This window comes from Nocardia sp. NPDC059154 (genome assembly GCF_042755705.1).
GTDB lineage: Bacteria > Actinomycetota > Actinomycetes > Mycobacteriales > Mycobacteriaceae > Nocardia.
Genome location: NZ_JBHZCS010000032.1, coordinates 80939 through 93599, shown reverse-complemented (window position 1 = coordinate 93599; position 12661 = coordinate 80939). Strand labels below are relative to the sequence as shown.

General features: G+C 65.9%; 11 protein-coding genes. 1 reads left to right on the top strand and 10 read right to left on the bottom strand.

The features are described 5' to 3' along the window. Positions 1 to 3 precede the first annotated feature (3 nt). Genes ACFXN1_RS26535 through ACFXN1_RS26505 form a run of 7 tightly spaced genes read right to left on the bottom strand, consistent with a single transcriptional unit; the run spans position 4 to position 8397 of the window. Positions 4 to 1149, bottom strand: a complete 1146-nt coding sequence (locus ACFXN1_RS26535) for an acyl-CoA dehydrogenase family protein (protein ID WP_379439090.1) — start codon at positions 1147 to 1149, stop codon at positions 4 to 6. 8 nt (positions 1150 to 1157) lie between these two features. After that, positions 1158 to 2210: a zinc-binding dehydrogenase gene (locus tag ACFXN1_RS26530; protein ID WP_379439091.1), complete on the bottom strand. Its 1053-nt coding sequence runs from the start codon at positions 2208 to 2210 to the stop codon at positions 1158 to 1160. 42 nt (positions 2211 to 2252) lie between these two features. Then, positions 2253 to 3824 (bottom strand): AMP-binding protein, encoded by a 1572-nt coding sequence (locus ACFXN1_RS26525; protein ID WP_379439093.1) that lies wholly within the window; start codon positions 3822 to 3824, stop codon positions 2253 to 2255. A 21-nt stretch (positions 3825 to 3845) separates the two neighbouring features. Beyond that, positions 3846 to 5150 (bottom strand): acyl-CoA dehydrogenase family protein, encoded by a 1305-nt coding sequence (locus ACFXN1_RS26520; protein ID WP_379439094.1) that lies wholly within the window; start codon positions 5148 to 5150, stop codon positions 3846 to 3848. Positions 5151 to 5163: 13 nt separating this feature from the next. Beyond that, the gene (locus ACFXN1_RS26515) at positions 5164 to 6009 is read right to left on the bottom strand and encodes an enoyl-CoA hydratase/isomerase family protein (RefSeq protein ID WP_379439096.1); all 846 of its coding nucleotides are present in this window, start codon (positions 6007 to 6009) and stop codon (positions 5164 to 5166) included. A 34-nt stretch (positions 6010 to 6043) separates the two neighbouring features. Next, entirely contained in the window at positions 6044 to 7276 is a 1233-nt protein-coding gene (locus ACFXN1_RS26510) for a thiolase family protein (RefSeq protein ID WP_379439156.1), read from the bottom strand. A gap of 2 nt (positions 7277 to 7278) precedes the next feature. Next, positions 7279 to 8397, bottom strand: a complete 1119-nt coding sequence (locus tag ACFXN1_RS26505) for a saccharopine dehydrogenase family protein (RefSeq protein WP_379439097.1) — start codon at positions 8395 to 8397, stop codon at positions 7279 to 7281. A 325-nt stretch (positions 8398 to 8722) separates the two neighbouring features. On the opposite strand from ACFXN1_RS26505, the gene ACFXN1_RS26500 reads away from it, so the two are divergent. Next, positions 8723 to 9691, top strand: coding sequence for a helix-turn-helix domain-containing protein (locus ACFXN1_RS26500; RefSeq protein WP_379399632.1), 969 nt, complete (start codon positions 8723 to 8725; stop codon positions 9689 to 9691). A 135-nt stretch (positions 9692 to 9826) separates the two neighbouring features. On the opposite strand, the gene dmpG is transcribed toward ACFXN1_RS26500, so the two are convergent. From dmpG to ACFXN1_RS26485, 3 genes are read right to left on the bottom strand one after another with little or no spacing between them, the layout of a single operon-like run. Then, positions 9827 to 10855: a 4-hydroxy-2-oxovalerate aldolase gene (dmpG, locus tag ACFXN1_RS26495; RefSeq protein WP_379439099.1), complete on the bottom strand. Its 1029-nt coding sequence runs from the start codon at positions 10853 to 10855 to the stop codon at positions 9827 to 9829. Further along, positions 10852 to 11838, bottom strand: coding sequence for an acetaldehyde dehydrogenase (acetylating) (locus ACFXN1_RS26490; RefSeq protein WP_379439100.1), 987 nt, complete (start codon positions 11836 to 11838; stop codon positions 10852 to 10854). Before ACFXN1_RS26490 ends, dmpG begins: the two co-directional genes overlap by 4 nt. Beyond that, the gene (locus ACFXN1_RS26485; RefSeq protein WP_379439102.1) at positions 11835 to 12647 is read right to left on the bottom strand and encodes a 2-keto-4-pentenoate hydratase; all 813 of its coding nucleotides are present in this window, start codon (positions 12645 to 12647) and stop codon (positions 11835 to 11837) included. The genes ACFXN1_RS26490 and ACFXN1_RS26485 overlap by 4 nt, the downstream gene beginning before the upstream one ends. Positions 12648 to 12661 lie beyond the last annotated feature (14 nt).

Genomic DNA, 12661 nt, shown 5'->3' with positions numbered 1-12661 from the left:
CTCCTAGAGGCCGAGATCGCGGCCGATGAGTTCTTTCATGATTTCGTTGGTGCCGGCCCAGATCTTGGTGATCCGTGCGTCGCGCCAGGCGCGGGCGACCCGGTATTCGTTCATGAATCCGTAGCCGCCATGCAGCTGGACGCACTGGTCGAGGACCCGGTTCTGAGCGTCCGCCGACCACCATTTGACCTTCGCGGCATCGATAGCGGTGAGCTCCCCGCGTACATGCGCCATGATGCGGTCGTCGAGGAACGCCGTCGTGACGTCCATCAGGGTGACCAGCTCGGCGATGGTGAACTTGTTGTATTGGAATGCACCGACCGGTTGACCGAAAGCCCGCCGCTGCTTGACGTATTCGATTGTCTCGCTCAGGATTTGAGCAGCACTCCCGACGTTGGTAACCGAGGTCGCCAACCGTTCCTGCGGCAGCAAGTGCATCATCGAGATGAACCCGCGGTCGATCTCACCGAGCCGATTGGCGTTGGGCACCCGGACCCCGTCGAAGAACAGTTCGGCCGTGTCCGCTTCGTCTTGGCCGACCTTGTCCAGCTTGCGTCCGCGGGTGAACCCGGGTGTACCGTCCTCGATCACGAACAGGGTGATGCCCTTGGACCCGCCACCGGGCGTGGTGCGTGTCGCGACGATCACCAGGTCAGCTTGGAAACCATTGGTGATGAAGGTCTTCGCACCGTTGATCACCCAGTCGTCACCGTCGCGGACCGCGGTGGTCTTCAGCGCGGCCAGATCGGTGCCGCCGGAGGGTTCGGTCATCGCGATGCCGCAAATGAGCTCGCCCGCGGCCATGCCGGGCAGCCATCGTCGCTTCTGTTCCTCGGTGCCGAGCTCGACGAAGTAGGGCGGACAGACATCCGAGTGAATACTCAGACATGAGGCCACACCCAAGCTGAAGGCCGAGATCTCCTCGGCGACAATCGCATTGAATCGGAAGTCGTCGGCACCCGCACCGCCGTACTCCTCCGGGATGCTCAGACCGAGCAGCCCCTGTGCACCGGCTTCCTTCCAGATATCGCGCGGCACGGTCTTCTCCGCCAACATCTGCTCGTGACGCGGAGCCAGGTTTCGACTGACGAACGCCCGCACCGAATCGCGGAATACGTCGTGATCGTCGTCGTAGATAGAGCGCTGCATGATTCCTCTCAGGCCTGGGGCAACACGACCAGGCGAACCGGGTTGCCCTGGCGTGCATTCAGTTGGGCGATGCCGTCGGCGATGTCGGTCAGCGGCATGGTGGCAGTCACCGAGCCGGAGACGTCCAGTCGTCCCAGTTCGACCAGCTCGACCAGCTCCTCCAGGTGCCGTAGTCCTCCGCCGAGGTGCCCGCGGACCTCCTGCATGCGCAGCTGGAAGGTGAACGGGTCCGCCAGCGTGATCGGCTCGGGCGTCAAGCCGACCAGTACCGCCTTACCGCCCTGGCCCAGCGCGGCCACGGCCTGTGCCCGCACGGCGTTCACGCCGACGAATTCGGCCGCGATGTCGAGCCCGGAACCTTTTGTCACCCGCCGTATTTCATCCAGGTGCGTGGGGTCGGTGGGGTCCAATGCGATATCCGCGCCCAGGCGCAGGGCGCGCTCGCGAGTGGCCGGTACCGGATCGAGGGCGATGATCGGTGCGGCCCCCGCCAGCCGAGCGATCTGCACAGCGTGGGTACCGAGACCACCGAGTCCCCAGATACCAACCGATCGCGACGGGCCGACCGCGGCGGTGTCCACGAGCGCGGCATAGGGAGTCGTGACCGCATCGGCGAGGATGGCCGCCTGCGCGAGCGGGATGCTTTCCGGCACCGCGACGAGCTGTTCGTATCCGACGACCACGTATTGCGCCCAGGCCCCGTCGTAATAGGCGCCCATGACCTGAAGGTCGGTGCAGGCATCGGCGCCCATTCCACGTACACAGTTCTCACAGCGCCGACACGCCCTGCCGGGTGTGAGCACCACTCGCGCACCATCTTTCCAGCGATCGGGCACGTCCGGCCCGATCGCAGCGATGGTGCCGGCGGCCTCGTGGCCCGGGGTGACGTCCGGAATCGGGGGCGGCAGCAGGCCCTCGATCAGATGCACGTCCGACATGCAGATCCCACACGCCTCGACCCGCACGAGAACCTCGCCTCGACCCGGCTCCGGGATCGAGACCTGCTCGAGCGCAAAAATCTTGGTGTCGGAGTGGTACCGCGCAGCTGTCATTGTGTTCATTGCCGTCCTCGATTCCGGGTGGGGCCACGACGGGCCACGTGGTCAGATCTGCCGCGCGTGCTCGCGCCAGAACGGCTCGCGTACATCCTTTTTCAGGACCTTGCCGTTGGCACTGCGGGGCAGTTCGGCCACGAAGACCACGCTCTTCGGCGTGCGAATACCGCCCAGGCGCTCCCGGCAGTAGGCGATGAGCTCCTCCTCGGCAACCTCGGCGCCAGAGTTCAGCTCCACTACGGCTGTAACCGCCTCGCCCCAATCCGGGTGCGGCGCCCCGATCACGGCGCAATCCTGCACGGCCGGATGCGACCAAACGACCTGCTCGACCTCGCTCGGGTAGACGTTGAAGCCACCCGAGATGATCATGTCCTTCTTGCGGTCGGTGATGTGCAGGAAGCCCTCGTCGTCGAGGTAGCCGATGTCGCCGGTGTGCAGCCAGCCGTCGATGATGGTTTCGGCGGTCTTGTCGGGGGCCTTGTAGTAACCCTTCATGACCAAGTCACCGCGCACGCAGATCTCACCGGGTGTTCCGGTGGGCAGCATCTTCCCGTCGGCGTCGAGGATCTCCACCCGCACCATCGGGCCCGGTCGCCCGGCCGCCGAAAGCCTGGTGTCATCCGCGATTTCGCCGTTGCGGAAGTGATCTTCCGGGCGCAGGAACGCGATGCCGGACGGGGCCTCGGTCTGGCCGTATCCCTGATGCAGCACCGGCCCGAACACCTCGATCGCGCGGCGCAGCTTCTCGGTCGACATCGGGGCCGAGCCGTACATCAGATACTCGAGCGAGGAGAAGTCCCGCTGTTCGACGCCCGGAACCTCGAGCAGCCGGTAGATCACCGTCGGCGGCAGGAAAAGCTCGGTGACGCGGTGCTTTTCGATCAGGTCGAGCAGTGCGACCGGATCGGGCCTGGTCATCACGACGACGGTTCCGCCCCGGGCGGTGCACGGCAGGGTGAGGGTACCCGCCGTGTGCGTCATCGGGGCGGCAACGAGGTTCACGATCTGCTTAGCCGCCGGATAAGGGGCGGCGAGCATCTGGTGCACGGCACTGACGGTCAGGCTTCGGTGGGTGTTCATCACCCCCTTCGGAGCTCCGGTCGTGCCGCCGGTCGGCATGATTCCCGCGACGGCGTCCGGTGCTGGAATGTAGTCGGGGAGAGCGCTGGACACGCCGTCGAGAAAGCCCTCCAGCAGGCGCGCATCGGCCGACGCCGCCGTCTCGCCGTCCGAACCGAGCGAGACCACCGTGTGCAGCTGCTCGAGCTCTGGGCGCAGCTTGGCCACCAGCGGCAAGAACTGTTCGTGGCAGAACAGCACCTCGCAGTCGAAACCGGACAACAGCCGTTGGGTTTCCTCCGCAGGGTTGGCCGGATTGACCGGCACCCACGCCAGCCCGGCCCGCCACAGCCCGAGGACACACGCCCAGGCCAGCGGATCGTTGCCGGACAGTACAGCGCCCTTCGTCTCCGGCGGAAGCTCCTGCGCGAGAAGTGCGTTCGCGACTCGACAGGAGAGTTCGCCGATTTCGGCGTAGGTGTAGCTGCGATCGCCGGCGATGAACGCCACACCCTCCGGGTGAGCGCGCCAGCCTCTATCGAAGAAATCGGTGATTGCCATGAATACTTCCTTCTCGGCGAGCTACGGATGTAGCTTTCCAGCGCGGTGCAGCATCGAGTTCAGAGAGCCGAACTTCATTGTCAGCAAATGGTTTTCACCATCCTCGATGCGCGCGGCGCGCGCGTCGCGGAACAGCTTCTCCATCGGGTATTCCTTGGTGAGGCCGTAACCGCCGAACAGCTGCAATGCTTCGTCGGCAACCTCGAAGGCGAGTTCGGTCGTGGTGACCTTCGCCGAGGCCGTGTAGTACGGGTGCTTCTGCGGTGACAGGAAGGTGTAGTCGGTGGCCCGGCGTGCGACTGCTCGCATGGTCTCGACGTTGCGGGCCATGATGCCCAGCCGGTACTGCACCAGCTGATGGTCGGCCAGCAGCGCACCACCTTGGCGACGCTGGTGGGTGTACTCGACGGCGTGCTCGAGGGCGGCACGCGCCAGACCGGTCATGATCTGGGACATCGCGACACCAGCCGACGACCAGGTCCCGGCGTGCCCGCGCCAATAGTCGTCACCCAGCGACAGCGCGTATCGCACCGGCACTTTCACGTTATCGAAGAAGATCTCGCCCTGGGGCTGGGCGCGCTTGCCCAGCTTCTCCAGCGGCCGACCGCGGCTGACGCCAGGAAGGTCCAGCGGGACGATGACTTCCACGCCGCGAGGGTGCCCCTCCTCGTCGAAGAAGCCCTCACCGTAGTCGGCGGCAATGGTCAGCAAGCCGACGTGCGCGACGGGGCCATTGGTCACCCACGCCGAACTCTGGCCGTTGATCACGATGTCGCCGCCGGAGACCCGCGCCGTCAGATTGCCCTTGTTGCCCTGTGCGGCGTTGGCGTGTCGTTCGCTCGGATACAGGCTCAAGCCGTCGGAGCCGCGGTCGGGCTGGGTGCCGATCCAGGCGCCGAGCTTGCCCGTGCACAGATCGACCAGCTCCTGGTTGCCGGCGCGGGCGGCCATCATCTTCGGGAAGGCGCCGGCGCCGAGCGTCACGGCCAAACCGGCATCGCCCCAGCCGAGTTCCTCCACCGCGATGGCCTGCAGTCGACCCATGGTCGCCGGGGGCACGCCTTCGATCGTGGTGTCGAATTCGATTCCGGATGTCGATGCGGTCTGCAGGAACTCCCAGAACGGAGATCCGTGCGCGACCACATCCTGCGCGGTCATCCTGTCGAGCACGACGCCGGCCGGGCGCATCACCTCGCGTGCGAAACCGTGCAGTGCCTGTTGCACGGCACGCTCGTCATCGCCGAGCACCTCGAAGCCGGACAGCTCCACGTGCGGGAAACCGGGCCGCACCGATGCGCGGACTTCATTTCCGAGCTGTTGTGTCATGTGCCTGCCTCCTCTACTTGGCCACGGCGGCAAGCGATTTCGCGATGGCGGCCGGGAGGTCGCGTTCGTTCTCGGCGTCCTGGAGCGCGGCCAGCCCCTGCAGGAATTCCTGCACGGCCGGAATCGTGAGCAGCGTCTTCATGGCGTTGTTCTCGACACGGAAACCAGCGAACTGGGCATCGACGGCGCTCTCGTAGACGGTCTTGAGCACCTCGCCGACCGCCGCCACCGAACCGGGCGAGCGGGCCGCGATCCGCTGCGCGAGATCAGCTACGTAGGAGACGATTTCGTCCTTCGGCAGGGCGCGGTTCACCAGCCCGTAGGCCGCGGCCTCGGTACCGTCGAAGTCGCGAGCGGACAGGACGATCTCTCGTGCGCGAGCCGGGCCTACCTGGAGAGCCAGACGCGTGGTGCCACCGCCGGTGGGCAGGAATCCACCGCTGGTCTCAGGGAAGCCGAACTTGCTCTCCGGGGTCGCGAAGCGGATATGAGTACCGAGCAGGAACTCCAGTCCGCCGCCACGCACCATGCCGTCGACCAAGCTGATGGTGACCTGCGGCACCGCCTCCCACATGGTTGTCAGCGCCTGCACGACATTGATGTCGTCGTACTTGCTCTGCGGAACGCTGGGGTCGCTCATCGCCCGGAACAGGTCGTTCAGATCGAAATGCGCGATGAAGAACTCTGGGTTGGCGCTGCCGAACACGACTACCCCGGTGGTCGGGTCGAAGATCAGCTTTCCGGCCAGGTCGAACAGTTCGCCGACCATCTCGATGGTCATCAGGTTCAGCGGCGCGTTGTCGAAATCGACGTAGAGCACCCGCCCGTCGCGACGCACCTTCAGGGTCTTGTAATCCATTGTGACTCCGTTGTTTCCACTAACCGTGCGCAAGTCACGCACTCAGGATGGTGATTGCGGCGACGGCTTCCTCCCCGCCGTACATGCCGCCCCCGTTCTCCGCGAGCGCGATACGCGCGCCCGGGACCTGACGCTTGCCACTCTCGCCGCGCAGCTGCTGCACCAGCTCGTACACCTGTGCCAGGCCGGTGGCTCCCATCGGATGGCCCTTGGACTCGAGCCCTCCGGAGGGATTGACCGGCAGCCGGCCGCCGAGCGTGGTGGCGCCGGATTCGGCGAACTTGCCGCCGGTACCGATCTCACACAGACCGAGCATCTCGGTCTGCAGCAATTCCCCGAAGGCGGAAGCGTCGTGCACCTCGGCCACGTCCACGTCACCCGGGCCGACTCCCGCCTGCTCATAGGCGAGGCGGGCCGCCAGGCGGCTGACGCCGTGATCCCAATCCGACAGCGCGCGAACGGTTCCGGTTCGAGTCACAGCGGCCCGCACCTTGATCGGCCGGGTGGCTCCGAGGCGGCGCATGGCCGCCGTGCTGCACACAATCGCGGCGGCGGCGCCGTCGGTCATCGGCGCGCACATCGGCACCGTCAGCGGTTCGGTCACGACGCGTGCGGCCAGGATCGCCTCGACGGACATCGGCGCCCGGAAGTGCGCGAGTGGATTGTGCTCGGCGTGACCGTGGTTCTTCGACGCGATCAACGCCAGTTGTTCCCTGGTGGTGCCGAAGGCGCTCATATGCGAACGGGCGAGCGCCCCATAGATATCCATGAACATGCTGCGCGGCGCCTCGCCCTCGGCCGGCACCTCGCCGCCGAGTTCGCGCAGTATCTGCCGCACACCTTCGGAGTCGTGGACGTCGACGCCACCTTCGAAGACGCTCAACATCTTTCGTTTGTCGTCGATGTTCGTCTTCTCCGTGCCGACAGCCAGCACCACGTCACCGGCACCTGACCGTACATGCATCACCGCCTGGTGCAATGCGCTCGCGGCTGTCGCACAGGCATTTTCGACATTCACGATCGGAATGCCCTGAAAGCCCATGCTGCGCAAGGCCATCTGCCCGGGCACCACAATCTGGCCTTCGAGCACCGCCTGGCAGGTATTGCCGAAGTACGCAGCCTCTATCGTGCCCAGTTCGAGTCCGGCGTCGGACATCGCCTCGGTGACGGCCTCGCGGGTCAAGTCTTTGACCGATGCCTGCGGCCGCACACCGAATCGGGTCATGCCCACTCCGATGATCCATACCGGTTCGGCAGCGCCGGTCATCGTCACGCGACGCTTTCTTCGGTGATGCGTGCGAAGCCGTAGGATTCGAGCGCACCCATGAGCTCGCGGTGACCGACAAGCTCTGCCGGAGAATGGAATCCGTTTCCGTTGTAGGTGTCACCCAGCAGTCGCATCGCGGTGTAGGCCTGAACGAGTCCCGTCATCTGATAGCCGGTGCTGGAGTGGATGACCACACGCGAGGTGGCGATATTGCCACGGGCGGTACACCAGTCGACCGAGCGCTGAATCTGCCGGTTCTCACGCGGCGGGCTGTCAGGGGTCATCGTGGCGGCCATACGGTCCAGCACCGGGTAGAGCGTCTCCTCCGGCAGCCACTGCAGCGACACTTTGAACAGGCGCTCGACATCGAGGACCCGCTTCCAGATGTCCTGGTTCTGCATTGCCACATACATCCGGCAGTTGCGGACGCGACGATCGTTGCGGAAGAACACCGGCATGGCCGTGCCACCCCAGTTGGTGCCCTTGAGCACCAGGCCGGTACCCGGCACGACCAGGTCTTGAACGACGACGCCGTCGTACTTCTTCAGCTGCCCGTCCTCGAGGTAGTGCGCCTGCGCCCGAATGACATCGAAGATCGACTGGGTCGAACCCACGGTCGGAATAGCGGTCGCGTAGGAGCCGAGTTCGAGAGTGTCGACGCCGGGGGTCTCCAAGCAGATACGGGCGGCGATGTCGTGCAGCGCGTACTGAATGGATACCGCGGTGGAGACCGCGCGCCCGTTGGCGGCGAATCGCGGCCCGAACTCCTCCTGGACGCGCAGCATGTGCAACTGCTCGCCCGCCGTGTCGAGGTAGTGGATACCGGCCCGCGCGGCCGCCTCCAGCACCACCGGGGCATAACGCAGGAACGGCCCCACCACGTTGCACACCACCTGGCGGCCTTCGAACAGCTCGGTCAGCGACTCCACCGAGCCGTCGACCTCCGCGATCTCATAGTCGGCGGTCTCGATACCCGGGACCTTGTCCATGACCTCCTGGATGCGCGCCTTGTTCCGGCCGGCGGCCACGAACGGAATGCTGTACTCACGCAGATACTCGGCAACCAAGCGGCCGGTCGAACCGCTGGCACCGTAGACGACAACCGGACGCCGATCGCTCACGGCTGCTCCTTCCGATATGCGCCGAAGCTCCGGCATCGCCGGGCTCGGCCTGAGAATCGAATGGCAGGTGGGCCCGGATTCGGGGCGCCCCTGCCCGTGTGACGAAGACAACTCTGACGGTTCTCCAAGACCTATGCTTGATCGTGAGTGCACGACCGATTGCCGATTCGCGCACCCGCGCGCAAGCCGGGTACGGACTGATTCCGGACCGCCCGTTGTTCCGCACGACGGAACGGGACCATTGCCCGTCACAACCCACCGGAGCTTGACTGAGTAATGGATTGGCACGTTTTCCCCGCGTGCCCTCCAATGGAGGTGGGTCCTTGTGACCGAAGCAGTGATCTGGTCAACCGACGGGTTGCCGCGTACCGGCGCTTTCGACGCCTGGACGAGCAAGATGGCCGAGCTGCATTTGAGCTGGGCGCTGTCGTTCCCTACGGATGAGCAGTTCGAAGCAGCGGTGCGATATCGGCGGTTGGGCGACCTCACGATCGCCGACTTCCGCGGTGGTCGGTTCGCTGGGCGTCGCGTACGCAGCGGAAGCAATCAAGACCGAGACCAACTCGTCGGTGTCTCGATGAATCTGGTCGGCCGGGTCGCATGCCAGTACGCCGGCAGCGAACTATTGGTGGGCCCCGATCAGCTTCTGATTTGGGATGGTGAGCTCGCCCAGGGTTTCGACGCCGTGGACCCACACCGCGAGCTGACGCTGCTACTTCCCCGCGAGCGCGTGCCGCGCGGCCTGGCTGCGGCGGCCTCACGGGTCGACAGCTCGGTCTCGACGGCGGCCGGGACCGGTCTGTTGGCCATTGCTGGAGATCAATTGCGCTCCATAGCAAGGGAATTGGATAATCTCAGTGATGCCGCTCTGGCGATCGCCTGCCAGAGTTTCTTCGACACCCTCGATTCCGCCCTCACCCCACTGTCCGAACGTCCACCGTCGACGGCTCGGGCGGCACTGATGGTCAGGGTCCGTCACCATATCGAGGACAATCTGGGCGACCCGGGGCTGTGCGCGTCGTCGATCGCCACCGCACATGGCATCTCTGTCCGTACTCTGCATCTGCTTTTCGCCGATAGCGGCACCACGGTGGGTCGCTGGATCCGGGAGCGCAGGCTCGAGGCATGTCGTCGTGAACTCGCCCGCGGCGGTGGCCACAAGACCGTCACCGATATCGCGTTCCGGTGGGGCTTCAATGACACCGCGCACTTCAGCCGTAGCTTCAAGCAGGCCTTCGGCGTCACCCCCAGCAGCGTGCTGTCGCAGGCCGGCGGAACGGCTCCGCGCGCCTGAGGCACACCGGACCGCCAACGCAGACGGCCGCCGTCGTTGGATACGACGGCGGCGCTGTTCCTGCGTCCGGCGATCAACAACCGAACCCCGTGGGCCGGCAGCGTATTCGACAATGCGGCGCGGCCAGCTGCCGCGTCAGCCGGCCGGGACCGCGTCCCGCTCCGGCAGCAGGTCCAGGGCGATGTCGACGATCATGTCCTCTTGCCCGCCAACCAGACGGCGGCGGCCGACCTCGAGCAGCAAGGTGCGGGCGTCGATGCCGTAGCGCTGCGCGGCGATCTCGGCGTGGCGCAGGAACGAGGAGTACACGCCCGCGTAGCCGAGGGTGAGGGTTTCTCGATCGACTTGAACCGGACGGTCGCGCAGGGGCCGGACCAGATCGTCGGCGGCGTCCTGGAGTGCGAAGAGATCGCAGTTGTGCTGCCACTCTTGCAGATTCGCCACCGCGATGAACGGTTCGATCGGGCAGTTGCCCGCTCCTGCACCCTGCCCCGCCAGGGAGGCGTCGACGCGGGTGACGCCCTCCTCGACGGCGATCACACTGTTTGCCACCGACAGCGAGAGATTCTCGTGAGCGTGGATGCCGATCTGTGTGGCCGGGTCGAGTACATCGCGGTAGGCCCGGACGCGGTCGCGCACACCGTCCATGGTCAGGCGGCCACCCGAGTCGGTGACGTAAACACACTGTGCGCCATAGGATTCCATGAGTTTGGCCTGGGCCGCCAGGTCCGTGGCCGGAGCCATATGACTCATCATGAGGAATCCGGAGACATCCATACCCAGTTCACGGGCCTTGGTGATGTGCTGAGCGGAGATATCGGCCTCGGTGCAGTGCGTCGCGATACGTATTGACCGGACGCCGAGCTCGTAGGCACGTTCGAGTTCGACGATGGTGCCGATACCGGGCAGCAGCAGGGTGGTGAGGACGGCGTTGGTGATATTCGCGGCCGCGGCCTCGAGCCATTCCCAGTCGGTATGACTGCCCGGACCGTAGTTGACCGAGCCCCCGGCCAAGCCATCTCCGTGCGCAACCTCGATGGCGTCCACGCCGGCGGCGTCCAGCGCGGCGACGATGCGCCCGACGTCGGCCGGGTCGATGCGGTGACGGATGGCGTGCATCCCATCGCGCAGGGTCACGTCCTGGATGTAGAGCTGACGGGTCATCGCACTGCCTCCCCGGCGGTCGTAAGTCCCAGCGCGGCGCTGTCTTTCCGGCGGGCGATGGATTCGGCGACACGCAGCGCCGCCGAGGTCATGATGTCCAGATTGCCCGCGTAGGCGGGCAGGTAGTGTGCCGCGCCCTCGACCTCGAGGAACACCGACACCCGGGTCGTCACCGGACCCGCACCTGCGGGAACCAGGGTGTGGACCGGCTCACTCGGATCGACCGCGGTGAATTGCACCTGCTGCTTCAGCCGGTAGCCGGGCACGTACTGCGCGACCCGTTCGGCCATCTCGGCGATGGACGCGCGGATGGCGTCCTGGTCTGCGTCGCCGATCAGGCAGAAGACGGTGTCACGCATGATCAACGGCGGCTCGGCCGGATTCAGGATGATGATCGCCTTGCCCCGCGCCGCGCCACCGACGGATTCGATGGCATGCGAGGTGGTTTCGGTGAATTCGTCGATATTGGCGCGGGTGCCGGGGCCCGCGGACTTGGAGGCGATGGAGGCCACGATCTCCGCGTAGTGCACCGGGGTGACCGCGGAGACTGCCGCGACCATCGGGATCGTGGCCTGCCCACCGCAGGTCACCATGTTGACGTTCGCCACGCCGGCGTCGAGGTGCTCGTCGAGATTGACCGGCGGCACCACGAATGGTCCGATCGCGGCCGGGGTGAGGTCGATGAGATTCTTGCCGAAGGGTTCCAGCTTGGCGGCGTTGGCGATGTGTGCCTTGGCCGAGGTGGCGTCGAAGACGATGTCGATATCGTCGAAGTTCGGCAGGGCGATCAGTCCGTCGACGCCCTGCGAGGTGGTGGGCACCTTCAAGCGCTGGGCGCGCGCCAGCCCGTCGGACTCCGGATCGATGCCGACCATGGCGCCGACCTCGAGAGTGTCCGACAGGCGCAGCACCTTGATCATCAGGTCGGTGCCGATATTGCCCGACCCGATGATGGCCACCTTGGTCTTGGTGGTGTTGCTCATTGCCCCTCCTTGGGGGAGAACGTGGCGAAAACCGAACCGAGCGGACCGATTTCGGCCCGGATACGGGTGCCCGGCGGCGCGGGCACCATCGGGCCGAGCGCACCCGAGAGGATGATCTGCCCGGCCCGCAACGGATTTCCATACGCCTTGGCGGTGCGGGCCAACCAGGCCAGGGCATTGAGTGGGTCACCGAGGCAGGCGGCGCCGGTTCCCTCCGAGACCAGCACATCGTCGGCGTACATCCGCATCGTCACCTCGCGCGGGGCGAAGTCGGCGAGGGTGAGTTGCTTGCCGGCAAGCACGAACAGGCCGCTCGAGGCGTTGTCGGCCACCGTGTCGGTGATGGTGATGTCCCAGTCGGCGATGCGGCTGTCGACGATCTCGAGCGCCGCGACGGCGTAATCGACTGCCGCGCTGATCTGTTCGTCGCCCAGGTCACCGTCGGCCAGATCCTCTTTCAGAATGAAAGCGACTTCGGCCTCGGCCTTGGGCTGCAGCAACCGCCGTGAGGGCACTTCACCGGCGCCCGAGACATCCATGTCGGCGAAGAGCACCCCGAAATCGGGCTGGTCGACACCGAGTTGCTGCTGCACCGCCGGTGAAGTCAGGCCGATCTTGCGGCCGACGACCACGCCGCCTGTGGCTTCCCGCCGCCGGGTGAGCTCCTCCTGTACGGCGTAGGCGACGCCGATGTCGCCCACGCCGAGCAGATCGCGGACCGGTGCGACCGGCCGCAGTGCGCGGATCGCGCGCGTGAGGTGGTCGGCAGCTTGCCCGACGATGTTCGCGTCGATACCGGTTGCGCTCATAGGTGAAATCACAT

Excerpts from the sequence above, each read along its gene's own strand:
- ACFXN1_RS26520 (WP_379439094.1), bottom strand. The coding sequence starts at position 5,150 with ATGACACAACAGCTCGGAAATGAAGTCCGCGCATCGGTGCGGCCCGGT.
- ACFXN1_RS26490 (WP_379439100.1), bottom strand. The coding sequence starts at position 11,838 with ATGAGCAACACCACCAAGACCAAGGTGGCCATCATCGGGTCGGGCAAT.
- ACFXN1_RS26515 (WP_379439096.1), bottom strand. The coding sequence starts at position 6,009 with ATGGATTACAAGACCCTGAAGGTGCGTCGCGACGGGCGGGTGCTCTAC.
- ACFXN1_RS26530 (WP_379439091.1), bottom strand. The coding sequence starts at position 2,210 with ATGAACACAATGACAGCTGCGCGGTACCACTCCGACACCAAGATTTTT.
- ACFXN1_RS26510 (WP_379439156.1), bottom strand. The coding sequence starts at position 7,276 with ATGACCGGCGCTGCCGAACCGGTATGGATCATCGGAGTGGGCATGACC.
- ACFXN1_RS26525 (WP_379439093.1), bottom strand. The coding sequence starts at position 3,824 with ATGGCAATCACCGATTTCTTCGATAGAGGCTGGCGCGCTCACCCGGAG.
- ACFXN1_RS26535 (WP_379439090.1), bottom strand. The coding sequence starts at position 1,149 with ATGCAGCGCTCTATCTACGACGACGATCACGACGTATTCCGCGATTCG.
- dmpG (WP_379439099.1), bottom strand. The coding sequence starts at position 10,855 with ATGACCCGTCAGCTCTACATCCAGGACGTGACCCTGCGCGATGGGATG.
- ACFXN1_RS26485 (WP_379439102.1), bottom strand. The coding sequence starts at position 12,647 with ATGAGCGCAACCGGTATCGACGCGAACATCGTCGGGCAAGCTGCCGAC.